General features: G+C 67.0%; 17 protein-coding genes and 1 pseudogene. 10 read left to right on the top strand and 8 right to left on the bottom strand.

What is annotated here, in order from left to right; translation table 11 throughout:
* Nucleotides 1-20: 20 nt before the first annotated feature.
* The 3 genes from HNP02_RS35620 (at nt 21) to HNP02_RS35630 (ending at nt 2,923) form a co-directional block, all read left to right on the top strand.
* Nucleotides 21-965 carry an aldo/keto reductase gene (locus HNP02_RS35620; RefSeq protein ID WP_184445374.1) on the top strand — a complete coding sequence of 315 codons (945 nt, stop codon included), beginning with the start codon at nt 21-23 and terminating at the stop codon, nt 963-965.
* A gap of 76 nt (nt 966-1,041) precedes the next feature.
* The gene (locus HNP02_RS35625; RefSeq protein WP_184445375.1) at nt 1,042-2,280 is read left to right on the top strand and encodes a thiolase family protein; all 1,239 of its coding nucleotides are present in this window, start codon (nt 1,042-1,044) and stop codon (nt 2,278-2,280) included.
* Between the two features lie 46 nt (nt 2,281-2,326).
* A complete protein-coding gene (locus HNP02_RS35630; protein ID WP_184445376.1) occupies nt 2,327-2,923 on the top strand; it encodes a DNA-3-methyladenine glycosylase I in 597 nt (198 codons plus the stop codon).
* On the opposite strand, the gene HNP02_RS35635 is transcribed toward HNP02_RS35630, so the two are convergent.
* The 5 genes and pseudogenes from HNP02_RS35635 to HNP02_RS35655 all read right to left on the bottom strand — a co-directional run bounded on the left by HNP02_RS35635 (nt 2,920) and on the right by HNP02_RS35655 (nt 8,142).
* Complete coding sequence (locus HNP02_RS35635; protein WP_184445377.1) at nt 2,920-4,161, bottom strand: HNH endonuclease signature motif containing protein; 1,242 nt, start codon at nt 4,159-4,161, stop codon at nt 2,920-2,922. The two genes, HNP02_RS35630 and HNP02_RS35635, sit on opposite strands and share 4 nt — an antisense overlap.
* A gap of 42 nt (nt 4,162-4,203) precedes the next feature.
* Nucleotides 4,204-5,163 carry an SIS domain-containing protein gene (locus tag HNP02_RS35640; RefSeq protein ID WP_184445378.1) on the bottom strand — a complete coding sequence of 320 codons (960 nt, stop codon included), beginning with the start codon at nt 5,161-5,163 and terminating at the stop codon, nt 4,204-4,206.
* Nucleotides 5,160-6,365 (bottom strand): glucosamine kinase, encoded by a 1,206-nt coding sequence (locus tag HNP02_RS35645; protein ID WP_184445379.1) that lies wholly within the window; start codon nt 6,363-6,365, stop codon nt 5,160-5,162. Before HNP02_RS35645 ends, HNP02_RS35640 begins: the two co-directional genes overlap by 4 nt.
* Nucleotides 6,358-7,671: a glycosyltransferase gene (locus tag HNP02_RS35650; protein ID WP_184445380.1), complete on the bottom strand. Its 1,314-nt coding sequence runs from the start codon at nt 7,669-7,671 to the stop codon at nt 6,358-6,360. Before HNP02_RS35650 ends, HNP02_RS35645 begins: the two co-directional genes overlap by 8 nt.
* A gap of 64 nt (nt 7,672-7,735) precedes the next feature.
* Nucleotides 7,736-8,142, bottom strand: a pseudogene (locus HNP02_RS35655) (multicopper oxidase domain-containing protein).
* On the opposite strand from HNP02_RS35655, the gene HNP02_RS35660 reads away from it, so the two are divergent.
* The 5 genes from HNP02_RS35660 (at nt 8,141) to HNP02_RS35680 (ending at nt 11,970) form a co-directional block, all read left to right on the top strand.
* Nucleotides 8,141-8,371 carry a hypothetical protein gene (locus tag HNP02_RS35660; RefSeq protein ID WP_184445477.1) on the top strand — a complete coding sequence of 77 codons (231 nt, stop codon included), beginning with the start codon at nt 8,141-8,143 and terminating at the stop codon, nt 8,369-8,371. The pseudogene HNP02_RS35655 and the gene HNP02_RS35660 overlap by 2 nt on opposite strands.
* Before the next feature lie 201 nt (nt 8,372-8,572).
* Complete coding sequence (locus HNP02_RS35665; protein WP_184445381.1) at nt 8,573-9,142, top strand: TetR/AcrR family transcriptional regulator; 570 nt, start codon at nt 8,573-8,575, stop codon at nt 9,140-9,142.
* Nucleotides 9,142-10,380, top strand: a complete 1,239-nt coding sequence (locus HNP02_RS35670) for a nucleotide disphospho-sugar-binding domain-containing protein (protein ID WP_184445382.1) — start codon at nt 9,142-9,144, stop codon at nt 10,378-10,380. The genes HNP02_RS35665 and HNP02_RS35670 overlap by 1 nt, the downstream gene beginning before the upstream one ends.
* Nucleotides 10,381-10,560: 180 nt before the next feature.
* Nucleotides 10,561-10,914: a hypothetical protein gene (locus tag HNP02_RS35675; RefSeq protein ID WP_184445383.1), complete on the top strand. Its 354-nt coding sequence runs from the start codon at nt 10,561-10,563 to the stop codon at nt 10,912-10,914.
* A gap of 177 nt (nt 10,915-11,091) precedes the next feature.
* Nucleotides 11,092-11,970, top strand: a complete 879-nt coding sequence (locus tag HNP02_RS35680; RefSeq protein ID WP_184445384.1) for a peptidoglycan-binding domain-containing protein — start codon at nt 11,092-11,094, stop codon at nt 11,968-11,970.
* Here the strand turns inward: HNP02_RS35680 and HNP02_RS35685 are convergent.
* Nucleotides 11,967-13,400 carry an MFS transporter gene (locus HNP02_RS35685; RefSeq protein ID WP_309241803.1) on the bottom strand — a complete coding sequence of 478 codons (1,434 nt, stop codon included), beginning with the start codon at nt 13,398-13,400 and terminating at the stop codon, nt 11,967-11,969. The two genes, HNP02_RS35680 and HNP02_RS35685, sit on opposite strands and share 4 nt — an antisense overlap.
* Nucleotides 13,397-14,146: a DsbA family protein gene (locus tag HNP02_RS35690; RefSeq protein ID WP_309241804.1), complete on the bottom strand. Its 750-nt coding sequence runs from the start codon at nt 14,144-14,146 to the stop codon at nt 13,397-13,399. The genes HNP02_RS35685 and HNP02_RS35690 overlap by 4 nt, the downstream gene beginning before the upstream one ends.
* Before the next feature lie 171 nt (nt 14,147-14,317).
* Here HNP02_RS35690 and HNP02_RS35695 point away from each other — a divergent pair, with 171 nt between their 5' ends.
* Nucleotides 14,318-14,671, top strand: a complete 354-nt coding sequence (locus HNP02_RS35695) for a nuclear transport factor 2 family protein (RefSeq protein ID WP_184445385.1) — start codon at nt 14,318-14,320, stop codon at nt 14,669-14,671.
* A 536-nt stretch (nt 14,672-15,207) separates the two neighbouring features.
* Entirely contained in the window at nt 15,208-15,339 is a 132-nt protein-coding gene (locus HNP02_RS43240) for a hypothetical protein (protein ID WP_255507344.1), read from the top strand.
* On the opposite strand, the gene HNP02_RS43895 is transcribed toward HNP02_RS43240, so the two are convergent.
* On the bottom strand, nt 15,328-16,410 hold the full coding sequence (locus HNP02_RS43895; RefSeq protein WP_184445386.1) for a dihydrodipicolinate reductase: 1,083 nt from the start codon (nt 16,408-16,410) through the stop codon (nt 15,328-15,330). The genes HNP02_RS43240 and HNP02_RS43895 overlap by 12 nt on opposite strands.

Raw genomic sequence — 16,410 nt, forward strand, 5'->3', positions numbered from 1 at the left:
TAGCAAGGAGTTCGAAGGACATGACAACGATCGAGAACCCACGCGAGTACCGGTTTGCACTCAATAACGGCGACGGAACGATGCCTGCACTCGGGTTCGGCACGCTGGTGTCGAATGCCGCGGAGACGCGCAATGCCACCAAGGCCGCGGTCGAGGCGGGGTTCCGCCACCTCGACGCCGCCGAGCGGTATCGCAACGAAGCGGAGGTCGGCGCAGCGCTCAAGGAGCTGTTCGCCGAGGGCACCGTCCGCCGTGAAGACCTGTTCGTCACCACCAAGCTGTGGAACAACAACCACCGGCCCGCACGGGTGAAGCCCGCCTTGCAGGCCAGCCTGGATCGGCTGGGGCTGGACTACGTCGATCTGTACCTGATGCACACCCCCTACGCGTTCAAGCCCGGCGAGGACCAACATCCGCGCGACGAGCACGGCGACGTCGCGTACGACGACGGAGTCACCTTGGAAGAGACCTGGGCGGCGATGGAAAACCTCGTGGATGACGGACTTACGCGGGCCATCGGCGTCTCCGACATCGACGTCGAGCGCACCAGACGGATCGTCGACTCCGCCAGGATCAAGCCTGCCGTGGTGGAGGTCGAATCGCACCCGTATCACCCGCAGTGGGACTTGCAGGAACTGTGCACGACGGAGGGCATCATCCTGCTGGCCTTCGCTCCGCTTGGCCATGCGATCGAACCGCGGCTGCTCGACGACCCGCTCATCGTGTCGCTGGCCGAGCGTTACGGGAAGACTCCCGCACAGGTGCTGTTGGCCTGGGGCATCCAACGCGGCACCGCCGTTCTCACGTCAACGGTGAGGCCGGCGCGCATTACGGAGAACTTCGACGTCACTGCACTTCCCGAGAGCGCGATTCAGGAAATCACCGACCTGGAGACCCGCTACCGGTTCAACTCCGTCGTCGAGACGGGAATCCCGGGATTCATCGAGGTGCCCAAGCACGGCTGAACGCCGTTTGGTGCTCACCGAATGAACGACACTGAAGAAGCCAACACACTTCACACCAACCTTCGGGAGTGCTGCGATGACTGATGCATTCGTTCTTGGCGGGACACGCACACCCTTCGCGCGGTACGGCGGATCCCTGTCGCACCTGCGAACCGACGATCTCCTCGGGATGACGATGCGAGGCGCCTGTGAACGTGTCGGGATACCGCTCGATCAGGTCGAGGACATCATCGCCGGGTGCGTGAACACGGCCCACGAGGGCATGGGAGACATCGCCCGTTGGGGTGCACTGGCCGCAGGCTTCCCCGACAGCGTCCCTGGCGCCACGATCAACCGGTTCTGCGGGTCGTCGGTGAGCGCGACCGTCAACATCAGCCACGCGATCAAGGCGGGAGACCTCAACCTCGGCATCGCCGCCGGCGTGGAATCGATGTCCCGTTCGGGCTGGGCTCTGATGAAGGGGGACGCGCCGTTTGCGCCGCGCGGCCCCGTCTTCATGCTCGACACGATGTGGGCAGGGGCCGGCGGCCCGCCGAACCCGGTCCTGTTGGCGCGCAACGCCTATATCTCGATGATCGAGACGGCTCAGAACGTGGCGGACCGCTACGGGTTCACCCGCGAGGAGATAGACGCGTTCGCCTTGCGGTCCCAGTTCCTTGCCGCGGCCGCCCGCGACTCCGGTCGGCTGGCCAAGGAGATCATGCCTGTGCCGATAGCGGCCACCAAGACGACACCGGCACGCACGTTCGAGCACAACGAGTTCATCCGCGATGACACCACCGCCGAACGGTTGGCCGCGCTGCCTGCCCAGTCCGGCACCACGCAGATGACCGCAGGCAACTCGTCACCGTTGACCGACGGGGCCAGTGCGATCCTGATCGCATCGGGCGAGAAGGCGGCCGAACTGGGCGTCGAACCCCTCGCCAGGGTGGTGTCGTCAGCGGTGTACGGCATCGATCCGCTGATCATGGGGCTCGCGCCGGCATTTGCAATTCCCATGGCGCTCAAACGCGCCGGGCTCACCCCCGACCAGGTCGACGTGTGGGAGATCCACGAGGCCTTCAGCGCCCAGGCGCTGGGAGTGGTCCGCGAACTGTCCAATCAGCTGGACGGGTTCACCATGCCGGATGCCTTGCTGACCCCCAATGGGGGAGCGGTCGCCACCGGGCACCCGTTCGGGGCATCGGGCACCCGATACGTGCTGACCGTGGCCACGGAACTGCGTGAACGCAACGCACGGTACGGGGTGATCGGCGTGTGCATCGGTTCGGGGCAGGGCATCGCGCTGGTCCTGGAGAATCCGCAGGCGCGATGAGGAAAGCCCAACGGCGACGGGCACATCGGGGCGTCAGGTGAAGGCGATGGCCGGTGTCGGCATCGAACCCCACCTGCCTACCGTCGTGACTTCGGGCGACGGCGTCACCCGGTGCCGTTGGGCCACCGAGACCAGTCGTGACCTGACGGGGTATCACGATCGCGAATGGGGTCAGCCGACGCACGACGAGGCCACCCTGTTCGAGGTGCTCGTGCTGACGTACTTCGAGAACGGCCTGTCATGGGGGATCGTCTTCGACAAGCGCGACGACTTGCGGTCGGCGTTTCACCGATTCGACCCGGCCGCCGTTGCGGCGATGACACCCGGCGACGTCGACCGATTGATGGCCGATACGTCGATCATTCGGAACCGTCGAAAGATCGAGGCCACGATTCACAACGCGGGTCTGGTGTCGAAGTACTCGCTGTCGGAACTGGCGTGGCGCCATGAACCGCGCGAGCACCATCGACTACGCACCTGGGCCGATGGCCGGATGGACAGCCTGGAATCCCGCCGGATGTCCAAAGCGTTGCGGGAAGCGGGGTTTCGAATGGTCGGCTCGGTCGTTGCCCACTCGTTCATGCAGACCGTCGGCATCGAGAACGGTCACTTCGAAGGTTGCTTCCTCGCGGCGACACACTAGTTGGTCGAGGGTGGTGGTTGGGGTTGGAAGGGTTGGTACCACCACCAGTCGGCGCGTTCGCCGGTCGGCCCGGAACACGGTTTGACCGCGGGTGGGGGTGTGGTCGGGGGTCGCGCCAGTGATCCGGCCTTCAGTGGTCTGTTGTCTTGGTCGGTGACGACGAGGTGTTGGGCGGGTCCGGTGATCGTGATGACACCGCGATGGTGGGCCCGGTGGTGATACGGGCAGACCAGCACCAGGTTGTCCAACTCGGTGAGTCCGCCGTCCTCCCAGTGCACGAGATGGTGGGCATGCAACCCGCGGGTCGCCCCGCAGCCGGGGACCACGCAGCAGCGGTCGCGGTGCTCGAGAACGCGGCGCAGCCGTCGGTTGACGGTGCGGGCCGCCCGTCCTGAGCCGATCACCCGCCCGTCGCGCTCAAACCAGACTTCGCAGGTCGCATCGCAGGTCAGGTAGCGGCGATCGTCATCGGAGAGCAGCGGGCCCAGATGCAGTGCGGAGATGCGTGATTCGATGTCGAGGTGCACGACCACGGTGGTGCGCTGCCCGTGCGGACGCCGGGCGACATCGGCGTCCCAGCCGGCCACGACCAGGCTCATGAACCCGTCCACGGTGTTCGGCATCGGCGGTGCGCCGTCGGCGCCATCTTCGTGGTCACGTTTCCACTCGGCGATCAGCGCATCCCGATGCGAGCCCAGGGCGGCGTCGAAGACCGCCGCCTCGTCGTGCGGCAGGGTGATCTTCCACGTGGCGGATTGCTCGTCGGAGGTCTTGCTGATCGACCGAACGGGTTCCGGCTTCACCTCGGGTTCGGGTCGCGGTTCCAGCTTGATCGCGGTGCGCAGCTGGGTGACCGTCGAGTAGCCGGCCATCTCCGCGTAATGCGCATCGGACCCGTCGGCGGCCTTCTCGGCGATGACACCGACCTGATCCACCGAGAACCGGCCCTCCCGCATACCCGCCGCGCACTTGGGGAACTCCTCGATCCGGTGGGCGATGGCGGCGATGGTTTCGGCGTTGCGCGGTGACACACCGGTCATCCAGGCCACCAGTGCGGGGATCGAGCGTGCGCCGGTCATGCCGCACAGTTCGTCGTGTTCGATCTCGGCGACGATCTCCACCAGGCGGCCATCGATCGCGTTGCGCTGACCGGTCAACTCTGCCGCCTCGTCCAACAACACCTCCAGACGCTCCTTCGGGGACACCCGAGGAGCCAAAGGGGTTGCCGGCGAAGACATAACTCATCAAAGCAGAGGGGTCCGACAAAAAATGGCGGTCTGCTAGCCCTGCCACGCGCGGGCAGCGAGGAGTTCGGGCACCAGAACCTCGGTGAGAAGCCGAACGTCGTCGTCGGAATCGCCAGGATAGCCCAGTTCGTACCGCGCCCCTGGAACACTTCCACCGACGCTGACGACGGTGCTGCCGCGCTCGGTGGTCCACTCCGCCAACTGTGCCTCCCAGGAGGACCCGGCGAAGACGAGCAAGCGGTAGTCGGTGGTCTTCGTCAGGTAGACATCGACATGGCTCCAGTCGCCGGTCTCGCACCCGACCGCGGGCAGGCGCGGCCCCTCGCGCAGCATCAGCGCGCCCTGCTGGGCCGAGCAGAACCGGTGCGCCGGCGCCGCAAGGTGTGTTCCGTCGGGGCCAAGGAGTAGATCGGAAAGTGTTGGTCGCCAGTCTGACTCGGTCTCGATGAGGTGGGCGGTCGCGGTGGCCGCCGACGCGACGGTGTTGCTGAGGGCGGCCGTGTCGGTTCCAGTGAGGTGACACTCCAGCGCCATCAGCAGGGCCAGGGTGTGCTGGTAGCTGCGACAGGCGACCCCGCCTACCTCCGGCTCGGCAGCGAGGTCGACGACGGCGTCGCAGCGCTGCGTGATCGCCGAGCCAGGTATGTTGGTCAACGCGACCGTTCGCACCCCCTGGGGGAGCCGACTCAGCGCGTCGAGGGTCTCGACCGAGCCTCCGCTGGCCGACGTCGCCACCACGAGCGTTCCCGGTCCCCAGTCGGGTAGCAGCCGCGAAGAGGCAAGCTCCGAGGTGACGACCAGACCCCGGGCGCGCATCCTGGCCGCGGCGACGCCCCCGGCATACGCCGAGGACCCCATGCCGAGCAGAACCACGCGGTCGACGTCGTGCGGCACCACGTCCGCCCACGGGTTGCCTGCGGTCAGCGTCGTGGCGAGGTGGTGCAGCACTTCGGGTTTGCGGTGCAGGTCGGCGGCGAAACCATCGGGCTTCACGTTTGCGTCCCTTCGTCGAGGAGAGCGGGCAGGGCTGCATCTGGGACATACATCCATCGAGGAAGATGCCGTGCGGCATAGACGATCTCGCGGAGAACCTGTTGTACCCGGAAGGCGTGCATCGCACCCGCCTCGTACACCTCCGCGTGGCCGAGCCCGGCCAGGCTGCGCGCGTAGGCGTCGAGGAACGCCGCGCGGCCAGCCCCGTCGGCATCTGTCAGTGCGGCGGCGTCGAGTTCGGTGTACTTGCGGGCGACGATCGCGGCGTGAGCCAGCGACTGGGACATCCCTGCGACGTCGAGGGCGGCCGGAACCGGCAGCATCCGCTGCGGTGCGGGCAGCACGGGGTTGCCGTCGAAGTCGGTCACCACGAATCGGTTGCCGCTGTGCAGGATCTGGCCGACGTGCAGGTCGCCGTGGCCTTCGATGATCGGTGTGCCTGCCAGTGCGCCGAGGCTGTCCAGGAGGGCCTCTATCTCGTGGCGGCGTGCACGTGCGCACGTCACGGCCGCGGAATCGCCTAGTGCACAGGCATTCTCGAGGGTGGCGAGGCTGTCGTCCCGCCACCGGGCGGCGTCCTGGCGCGTGGCGACGATGGCGGTGCTGGACAGCGCGGCGTGCAATTCGGCGATCACCCCGCCGACCTGGGCGGTTGCAGCGACGAGCGGCTCCGTGTGTCGGGCACCGGCGGCGTCGGTGATCAAGTCGACGGCCCAGGTCCACCCGTCCACCGCGCTCGGCAGGTACTCGTCGACGTTGGCCACCAAGGTCTCCGCGCCGCCAGGAGGGTGCCACGTGACCAGCCCCCACGGTGAGGGCATGCCGCCGAAGCCGGCATCGTGCAGCACGCTGATCCGGCGCGGCGCCGGGTGCGGGCCGTCCTGCAGGTGGGTCGCCCACTTGACGACGGCGGCGTCGCCGACGATGACCGACTCGTTGGTTTGGTCGACGCCGACTGAACGCTCGCCCGTCGCGGCGTACCGGGCCCAGGAGCGGAAGGTGAACCGTCCGCGCGTCGCCGATCCGGGCACCTCGGCCAGAAGAACGAGCAGGGCCTCGGCAACGCCGTCGCCCGGCTGCGCTCGACGCCACTGTCCGTCACTACCGCGCAGCATCGGGACCGCCGCCAGGCCTCCGGCCGTGGAGATCACCGAAAGACGTTTGTCCTCAGTGAGTTCGAGCGTGTCGACGGTGTCAGTCAACCGACGCTCGGTGCTGGGTACCCACGCGCTCGATGACGTCGGCACCCACGCGCAGGCCGTCGCGGGCGCGGATCGCCGAACCGATGTCTGCGAGCCGCGCGCGCAGCTCGGTGTCGGTCAACAGGCGCTCCACGGCGTCTGTCAGCTCGGCGTCGGGGAAGGCATACGTGTCCAGCCGCACTCCGAACCCGAGTTCGTCGACGCGCTGGGCATTTTCGTATTGATCCCAGAACAGGGGCAAGACGATCAGTGGCTTGCCGAAGTGCAGTGACTCGGTGACGGTGTTGTTGCCACCGTGCGAGATCACCAGGTCGACCTGTGGGATTACCTTGGTCTGCGGAAGCATCTGAGCTCCGACCATGTTGTCCGCCAGGTTGATTCGATCGGCCTGTGGCCCCTTGCTGACGATGAAGCGGTGCCGGGTGGTACCCAGCACGTCGACGAGGCGCTGCATGAGCTCGACGTCGGCCCCACCGAGCGAACCCAATGACAGGTAGACCAGCCCGACGCCGTCGGGCCGGTTGGCGACCTCGGCCGGGAGTGTGTACTCCTCGTCGGTGCCACGCACGCTGGAGTCCATCCGCGTCCAGCTGTCGTCGAGCGGCCTGGCGTCGAGGTAGTCGGCCTCTGCCGGGTACACGTAGAGGTTGGCGGCGTTGCCGCGCGGCATGAACTCCCGCTCGAGCAATGCGTCGGCACCCTGGGCCCGCACCCAGGAGTCGAAGTCGGTCCACAGGGCGCGGTGGGTGCGGTCGAACTCGGCACGGTAGGCGTCCCATTGCGACGAGTCGGCGCTTGGCAGCCCGGAGAACGGTGGTGGCACGCCGGGACCGGGCACCTCCAGCGGGCTGCACGACACGATCCGCACGAACGGCGCCCCGGAGGTCACCAGCGCCGGGAAGAGCACGACGTTGTCCTCGACGATGACGTCGGGGCGGTGCGTGGCGATGATCTCCCGCAGCCGGGGCTCGCAGTACTTGGCCCCGTCGATGAGCGCCTGATACGTCGGCTGGATGAACGTCGCCAGCTGTTCGATGGTCGGTTTGCGGAACTCGGGCGCGGTTTCGGCGATGAAGTCGGTCCAGAACTTTCCCGCATCTGCTTCGCCGGCGTCGTCTCCCGAGGCTGGTTCGGCCAGCTCGACGAGCTCCTCGACGAAACCGAACGGCTCGAGCTTGCCCGCCCACGAGCTCTCGGCCGCGAACACGATGGTGTGCCCGCGATCGCGCAGGATGGCTGCCAGCCCGATGCATTGATTCGTCGGCCCGTACGCCGACTCCGGCCAGAACATGATCGTCAATGGCATCGGCTGGTGTACCTCCCACGGTCGGACGGGCGCATGACTGATGGACCGATGTGGACGATACTGCTCAGTGCCCGCCGTGGGTGCTCATGTCCATTCCCGGGTCCATCCCCGGCATCGCCATCGGGGCAGGGACCTGGTCGGGGCCAAGCACCAGGAACTGTCCCATCATTCCCTGGTCCTCGTGGTGCAGCAGGTGGCAGTGGTACATGTACGGGAACGTCGGGTCGGAGTAGTCAGCGAAGCGCATGGCCAGGGTGTAGGTGCGACCCGGTTCGGCGTACACGGTGTCCTTCCACCCGGACAGCTGCAGCGGGGCGCGTTCCCGTCGATCGCGACGACTTGGAACTGGACGTCGTGGACGTGGAAGTTGTGCGGCCAAGTATGAGTGTTGCGGACCGCCCAGACCTCCGTGGTGTCGACCGGGACGGTGAGGTCGATGCGGTTCATGTCCATGCGTTGACCGTTGATCATGTACCAGTGCAAATCGAAGGTCCGGGTGGCCGGTGTGCCGGGCGCGACCAGATTGGCGATGGTGGCCAACGTGTCCGGAATGGGCGGCGCCGCAGTCAGTTCCGGTGCGGCCCGCAGCACGAGGATGCACGCTGGCGGGCTCGGGCAGACCGTTGGTGACAATGGCTGCGACCGTCTCGCCGCGGCGGGCGCGCAGCGTCGGGCCCATCGGATGTTCACGCAGCCCTGAGTTGGTGACCCCAACGAGGTCCGCGGCGGACTTAGCCGATTGATCGTTCATGACCATCCCCGATTAATATTAGTGACATTAATATGAAAAACACGATTTCGTGATAACGTTGTCAACACCAAATTCTGGTGATCGTCACTCGGGGGTCGCCCGTACTGACCGGAGTCGCACCGCACGATGAAAGTTCCTCGTTCCTATGACATGACCACTCGGTCGGTCGCCGCAGCAGAGACCGCAGAACGGATCGTCGCCGCGGCGACGACACTGCTGGAATCCGCGCCGATCACCGACATCACCTTGGGGGAGGTCGCCGACAACGCAGGGGTCACCGTGCAGACCGTGCTGCGCCGCTTCGGCGACCGGGACTCGGTGTTCGCCGCGGCCATCGAACGGTTCGCCCGCGAGGTGTTCGCTCAACGGGGCGCGGCCGAGCCCGGCGACACCACCGCAGTCGTGGCGAACTTGATCGACCACTACGAGCGGTTCGGCTCCCTGGTGCTGAAGTTGATCGCCCAGCAGGGCACCTCCCCCGCGGTGCGGGCCATGGTCGAAGGCGGCGCGGACTACCACCGGGACTGGTGTGGACGAGTTTTTGCGGCGTCGCTGACCGATCTCACCCGCGCTCAGCGGGCCCGTCGGCTGGCCCAATTCACCGCAGTCTGCGACGTCCGGACCTGGCACCTGCTGCGCCACGGCGGCTCGCTGAGCCGCGCCCAAACCCACACCGCGCTGCTCGAGCTGCTCGAGCCACTCCTGAGGCGCACCGGCTAGTGGCCACCATCCTGGCCTACACCTCACCGGCGCTGGGCCACGTCTACCCGATCACCGCGCTGCTCCTGGAACTGCGATCGCGCGGGCACCGGGTATTGGTGCGGACACCGGCTGCCGCCGTCTCGTTGAGTCGGGCCGCCGGATTCGAGGCCGCCGCCGTCGACCCGCGCATCGAGGGGGTGGCCTTGAGAGACTGGACGGCCCGAAACCCGCTCGGCGCACTCAAGCTGACGATGGAGGTGTTCGGCGCCCGAGGCATGCTCGAGGTCGACGACACCCGCCACGCCATCGACGAAGTCGCACCCGACGCTCTGATCGTCGACGCCAACTGCTGGGGCGCCGCCTCGGTAGCCGATGCCGCCGAGCTCCCGTGGGCAGCGTTCTGGCCATACCCGCCGTTCCTGCGCTCACGCGGCGTACCGCCGTTCGGGCCGGGATTGGCGCCGTGGCCGGGCCTGGCCGGGCGGCTGCGCGACTGCGCACTGCGTCCGCTGACCACCGGTGCACTCGAACGCGCGATGCTATCGGCACTTGCTCAGGTGCGCAGCGCCGCCGGCGCCACCGTTGTACACAGCGCCGATGAGTTCGTCGCCCGCGCACCACTGCTGCTGCTGGCGAGCGCCGAGCCCTTCGAATACCCCCACCCAGACTGGCCCGCAACGGCGCACTTCATCGGCCCGTGTGCCTACGACCCCGCTCCCGCAACCGTCCCGCCCTGGCTCGCCGAAATCGATCAACCAATCGTGCTGGTCACCAATTCCACCGAGTATCAAAACGATTCGGCGCTGCCCTTGACCGCCATGCAGGCACTGGCCGACCATCGGGTGCACGTCGTGGCCACCTTCCCCTCTGGCGTCCCGCGCGAGGTGATCCCGCCACCAAACGCCACCGTCCGCCAGACCGCCCCCCACGGCCTGATCCTCGATCGCGCCGTCTGCGCGATCACCCACGGCGGCATGGGATCGACGCAAAAGGCACTTGCCCGGGGCGTGCCGGTGTGCGTAGTGCCCTACGGACGCGACCAACTGGAGGTCGCGCGCCGCGTGGAAGTCGCGCAATGCGGAACCCGACTGCCAGCCCGCAAGCTCACCGTCCAGCGGCTGCGTCGCGCAGTCGACGAAGCGCTCCTCATGACCGACGGTGCCCGCCGCGTTGCCGAGGGCTACGCGGCCACCGGCGGCGTCACCAAGGGTGCCGTACTCATCGAACACCACCTCTTGGGCAGCAGACCGGCCTGACCCATCCGCGGGGGCAGCGTGATGCGCATCGTGTGCCGTTCGCCGAACTTGGCGAAACCCATGCCACGTCAGCTGTAGTCGTCGCCGACGCCGTCAGGGGCTGTCCGCGATGGACATCGACACGGCATCTGAGTAGTCCTACCGATGTCTTCCACTCGTCTGTCCGGAACCGTAGGTGTCATGCGCGACGGATTCCCCGAGTACACCAGTCGTGAGTCACGCACGCGGCCAGCGGGACTCGGCAGGCTGTTTGGCGTGCTCTCGGTGCTCGGTTACGGGCTGGCGGGACTGCTCGACGTGTCGATCATCGGGACCTCGGCGTTCGCCGCAGACTTCGATGGCGGCACCCGGACCGCGGATGCGGCGGACACCACGCACTTGGCCACCGGTCTGCTGGTGGCCGGTGCGGTGATGGCCCTGGCCGCGATCATCCGGGGTGGGGGTTACGCAGTGCGGGCAGCAGGCGTGCTCCTGCTGGCGGTGGGCGGAGCAGTCGCGTACATCACGCTGCCGCTTCTTTCGTACTACGGCTGACCGCTGTGGCAAATCGTCTCCGCCGGCGTGGCACTCGCCCACCTGCATAGTGCCGGACTAGCCGATTAACGAGTAAACCTGCTGTGAGACAGCTCTTCTCGGCATGGCCGAAGACACACCACGATACGTAGGCTGTTGTCGGGGGCGAATACCGCCGACCATCGAAGGAGTTTCTCAGTGCCGCAGACCGGACGATGGACCGGCGACCCGACATGGCTCGCCGACGTACTCCGTGCGGAAGGCGTCAACCTCGTCGAATACCCCGGCTGGCGCGATCGCGGTCATGGCGACTTCAAGGACATCCGCGGCGTGATGGTGCATCACACCGGGTCCGACACCGCCACCGCAGCCTCGATCGCCAACGGGCGCCCCGATCTGACAGGTCCGTTGGCCCAGCTGCACATCGCGCGGGACGGCACCGTCACCGTCATCGCGGCCGGAGTCGCGTGGCACGCCGGCATCGGCATGTATCCATGGCTGCCGACCAACATGGGCAACTGGCACATGATCGGCATCGAGTGCGCCAACACCGGCACCAGCCCCTCAGCGCCGCACCGGCAGAACTGGCCCGACGCCCAGTACGACGCCTTGGTCCGGTGCTGCGCCGCGATTAATCGCCGCCTCGCGCAAACCTCCAGCCGCACCATCGGGCACAAGGAGTACGCCGGTCGCGCACAAGGCAAATGGGACCCTGGCGCCATCGACATGGACATCCTGCGCCGTGACATCCAGGCCCGCATCGGCGCGGTTCCCGATCCGGCGCCGACCCCGAGACCGCCCGCCCCGATCGGCGAGTACGCCGACATCCTGCTCTTCGCTGGTTCCTCCGGACCGGAGGTCGCCGAACTCCAACGCCGGCTCAAGGAGACCTATGCGCAGTACGCAGGGGATCTCGTCATTGACGGCCAGTTTGGCCCGGCCACCGAGGCGGCGGTCAAGGAGTTTCAGCGACGTACGCCCGGCTTGAAGGTCGACGGCATCGTCGGGCCGGCCACTGCCGCAGCCATGAGGTTGAAGGTGGTGTCCCACGAGCAGGCGTTCGTTGGGGTGGATTAGCGGCTTGGGCCGGAATCGGCGAGAAACGGAGCGGTGCGCGGCATGACGACGACCGCGACGGCCGTCGCTGCGGCAAGGATCAGCACGCCGATGAATACCGCAGCCGCGCCCGATTGAATGGCCGCCGGGCCAATTGATTGGATGTCACCGGGGCCGAAGATCGAGTTCGCGATCGCACCGAAGATGGCGACGCCGACAGCACTACCCAGTGAACGGGCGAACATGTTGTTGCCCGTGACGACGCCGCGCTCGTTCCAGTCGACACTGGACTGCGCGGCGATCAGTGTGGGTACCGCCAGCAGCCCCATGCCTGCGCCGATCACGAAGCACACCGCCGCGACGACGGCGACGTTCGGTCGGTGTGCTATGACCACCAGCACCGATGCACCAGTGGTCACCAGTCCGGCGCCAACCACTGCAGTCTTCTTGAATCCCCAGCGCAGATACAACTTCCCGGCCACGGCTGCCGTGGTCGGCCAGCCGATCGTCAGCGCGGCCAGCGCTGCACCCGCGACGATGGGGCGCACGTGCAGCGAACCCTCGAGATAGGTGGGCACGTAGGAGGTCAGCCCCATCAGGATGGCGCCGACGCCGAACGCCACGATGGTGGTCACACACAGCAGGCGGCGGGAGAACACCCACAGCGGCAGTATCGGTTCGGCCGCCCGGCGCTCCACGAGGACGAAGAGGGCCAACAGCACCACGCCCGCCGTGAACGCGCTGATGCTCTGCGCAGAGCCCCATGGCCAGGACTGGCCGCCGCCGAGGACGGCCAGTACTAGCGACGTCATCGCCGACGCCAGCAGGAGAGCGCCAAGGGCATCGACCGTGTGGTGCCGGGGGGTGATCGTCTCGTGGAAGTGCCGATTGAACATCCACGCCGCCAGCAGGCACAGCGGGATGTTGATGATGAACACCCCGCGCCAGATCCCAAGCTGTGAGAAGACGCCGCCCAGCATTGGGCCGACGACCGAGGAAATGGCCCACACACTGGCCAGATAGCCCTGCACTCTGGCGCGTTCGGCCACCGTGTAGATATCCCCGACGATCGTCATCGCCGTGGGTTGGACCGCGCCGGCGCCGAGGCCCTGAATCGCCCGAAACACGATCAATGTCAGCATGTTCCATGCCGCAGCGCACAGGATCGAACCCAGCAGGAACAGCGCGACTCCCAGCAGTAGGATCGGTTTGCGGCCGAAGACGTCGGAGAGCTTCGCGTAGATCGGCGTGGTAACCGCTTGTCCCAGAAGGTATGCGGAGAACAACCAGGGGAATTGGTGGAAGCCGCCCAACTCGCCGACGATGGAAGGAATGGCCGTCGCCAGTACCGTCGAATCGATGGCGACCAACCCGGTGCTCAGCATGACCGAGATGAGGACCGGTCCGCGCTCCGAGCGGAACCCGACCGCGGCCGTTGACGTCGAGCTCACTGCGGCGCGTCGATGCCAGGAACGGGTCCGCCTGGGGCGAGCGAAGCGACGGTCGGGTGGACGACTGGGGCGAGCGAAGCGACGGGGGGTAATAGCTGTTCGATGCTGGCCACCAGTGCATCTGGTGTCGACAGCTCGTAGTCCTGGCCGTTGATGCGCACCGTGGGCGTGTGCTCGACGTTGGTCGCGGCGGCCATGCCCGAAACCGTCCCGGTATAGGTGTCGGCGTTGATGCAATCGGCGGTGGCGTCACCGGCGCCGGCCTGGCGTGCGAGGTCGATCAGCGCGGCGTTGTCGGGAAAGCTCGCAGCGCTCTCTGCGGGCTGGTGGGCGTAGAGCGCGGTCTTGAAGCGCCGGAAGGCGTCGATGGACTCGTCGGCCACGCAGTAGGCGGCGGCGCCGGCGCGTGACGAGTAGTCCCGGTTCGGCCGGTCGAGGATGGCGACCATGTAGTAGTCGGCCGCGACCGCGCCGGTTGCGATGAGCTTGTCGACGGTCGCGCCGAAGGTGTGCTCGAATTTGCGGCAGTACGGGCACAACGAGTCCTCGTACATCGACAACACCACCGTGGGCTGGCCGTCGGGGTCGGTGATCAGATGGCCCGACGTCACCCGGATCGCCTTGGCGTCAACGGCCCTGGCCGTGGGGCCGGGGGACAGCATCAGACCCGAGGTCACGGCCGTCACCAACACCACCGCGGTCACGGCAATTCGGGTCAGCCGGAGCAGGCGTTTGACGTTGGGCACGTAACCCAGCTTATCGCCCGCTCGGAACCGGTCGGCATGGCGTGGACCGACGGGTTCGCAGCACTTTCACAGATGGTCGCCGTGCATTACCTGTGAGGGAATCGACGGGAGCGTTCGGTTGCGTCCACACTCGTCGTCAAGTAAAGCAACTGTCGCGAAAGGGATTCCGTCATGACCGACCTGATCACCAACTACCTGGCCTGCTGGAACGAGACCGATGCCGAGGCGCGCCGCGCACTCATCAACCAGCATTGGAGCCGGTCCGCCACCTACGTCGACCCCATGGTCGACGTCGTTGGGCACGATGATCTGAGCGCTGCGATCGATGCCGTGCACGAGCAGTTCCCGCGCTTCGTCTTCACGCCGGTTGGCGACGTCGATGCCCACCACAATCAGGCGCGCTTTCAGTGGGGTCTCGGGCCCGCCGACGCCGAACCCGTCATCGTCGGATTCGACGTCGTCGTCACCGATGGGGACGGACGGATCGAGCACGTCCTCGGGTTCTTCGATCGCGTTCCCGGATGATGCCTACCGGGTCGCCCGCTCATTTGTGCAAGCCCGCGTGCCGACGGAGGAATTCGACCTCGAGGTGCAGTACGTCATCGGATGCAAGGCCGCCTTCGCGAATGGAGCCGGCGTGGCGGACGGGCCGGTGCATGGAGATGCTCAGTAGTGAACGGTCGGTCAGTCGGTTGTTCCAGTCGACCGATTCCCTCGGTGCCACCATCGTTTTGCCGAAGATGGCGTCTGGGGTGTCGGAGACACCCCACTGCCTCGGTGCCACGCTGATGGGCAGGTAGATCGGGCCCGCCGGAACAGGGAACCGAAGACATTCCGCCGCCGCGACTGGCCATATGCCCTTCTACATCAAGGGGATTGGCACGGAGGTGGTCGGCATCGAGGATGCCGCGGACGCCGGCGGGGCAGCGCGAACCCGCGTCGGCATCCCGCTGTCCGTGGCCTAGGCACTGGCTTTCGGCGGATACATAGCCGCGACGGTGTTCCGGCGCGATGTGCGTTTGTCGACGCTGATGGTCAGGCTGATGCACATCATGTCTCCGATGGACCATGGGAAGGCCCGCCGGGAACTCGGGTGGCGGCCAGCACCCATTCGCGACGCGATCCGCAAAGCCGTCGAGTTCTACCGCGGACGGGCCAATGACGTGGCCCGCCAAGAGTTCTCAGGCGAATGAGCCGGCGGCACTGATCGTCGGCAGATCAAGAAACGAGCAGACCCCAGGCGGGGCCGCACACACGATGGAGATCGAGTTCACGGCCCTGGCGGCGGTGCCCAGGCAACCCGCGACCGTCGGGTCGTCCTCGTCGAAGACGACCTCGGCAGTGAAGGACGGGGTGCCTTCGATGATCACCCGAAAGCCACCGGGACCAAGCGACGGCCAGTCGGGGGCCACGTCGGGGTGGATCCGGGTGACGTGTTCGACGGCGATCCTGGCCTCCGCGCCGACCATCCCGAGCAGCTCGAAGCGGTATCCGGCCACCGTGCCCTTGGCAATGGGTCCCATGGGTACCTTGAAGTCCACGCCGGCGGCGGCAAGGTCGACTGTGGCGGTGATCTCGTCGAGCGTCACCCCGAGAGCATCGGCGAGGAGCTGTACCGGCCCGCCCATTCCGGCCGCGAGGATGTGCTCGGCGAACGCGTCGGAATAGGTCCTGTCGCACGGTGCCCCCCAAATTCCGCCGTGCGAGACGTGATAGTTCGGCTGGTCGTAGGTCGCGTAGCTGAGGCATTCCTGTGCCCGGATCGACCGGATGTCACGGGACACGCTGCTGAGGCTGAGGGCCAGGGCGTCGCACATGAAGCCCGGTTCGATCCCGGTACCGAAGAATGTCGCGGCGCCGGACTCGGCCGCCAGACGCAGGCGATCATGCACGTCGTCGCCATAGGCCCGTGGGTTGGTCAGCCCGGAGATCCCGGTGGCCACGACATTCTTGCCGCTGGCCAGCAGGCGGCAGATGGTGTCGACGCTGTGCCAGCCGTCGGTGCCGGGCTCGTTGGGAGATCCGCTGGGCTCCGCTGCCATGTACACCACGCAGTCGGCGTCCAGGCCCACGATTTCGTCCACCGCATTCGTGGCCGACGGCCCACCGGCCGACAAGCCTGCGAGCTCGCCGGCGCTCCGCCCGACGTTCTGCTCGCGGCTCACCCACACGCCGGCGACCTCGAATGCGGGATCCCCGAGCAGGAAGCGCAGCGTGTGGGCACCGGTATTGCCGGTGCCCCACTGGATCACCCGATACGGCAC

It is taken from the genome of Mycobacterium sp. AZCC_0083 (assembly GCF_014202335.1).
Classification (GTDB): Bacteria; Actinomycetota; Actinomycetes; order Mycobacteriales; family Mycobacteriaceae; genus Mycobacterium.

Bases quoted from the DNA above. Each gene is read 5' to 3' on its own strand.
- HNP02_RS35620 (WP_184445374.1), top strand. From the start codon at position 21: ATGACAACGATCGAGAACCCACGCGAGTACCGGTTTGCACTCAATAAC.
- HNP02_RS43240 (WP_255507344.1), top strand. From the start codon at position 15,208: ATGGACCATGGGAAGGCCCGCCGGGAACTCGGGTGGCGGCCAGCACCC.
- HNP02_RS35665 (WP_184445381.1), top strand. From the start codon at position 8,573: ATGACCACTCGGTCGGTCGCCGCAGCAGAGACCGCAGAACGGATCGTC.
- HNP02_RS35630 (WP_184445376.1), top strand. From the start codon at position 2,327: ATGGCCGGTGTCGGCATCGAACCCCACCTGCCTACCGTCGTGACTTCG.
- HNP02_RS35650 (WP_184445380.1), bottom strand. From the start codon at position 7,671: ATGCCATTGACGATCATGTTCTGGCCGGAGTCGGCGTACGGGCCGACG.
- HNP02_RS35695 (WP_184445385.1), top strand. From the start codon at position 14,318: ATGACCGACCTGATCACCAACTACCTGGCCTGCTGGAACGAGACCGAT.
- HNP02_RS35660 (WP_184445477.1), top strand. From the start codon at position 8,141: ATGTACCAGTGCAAATCGAAGGTCCGGGTGGCCGGTGTGCCGGGCGCG.
- HNP02_RS35675 (WP_184445383.1), top strand. From the start codon at position 10,561: ATGCGCGACGGATTCCCCGAGTACACCAGTCGTGAGTCACGCACGCGG.
- HNP02_RS35635 (WP_184445377.1), bottom strand. From the start codon at position 4,161: ATGTCTTCGCCGGCAACCCCTTTGGCTCCTCGGGTGTCCCCGAAGGAG.
- HNP02_RS35625 (WP_184445375.1), top strand. From the start codon at position 1,042: ATGACTGATGCATTCGTTCTTGGCGGGACACGCACACCCTTCGCGCGG.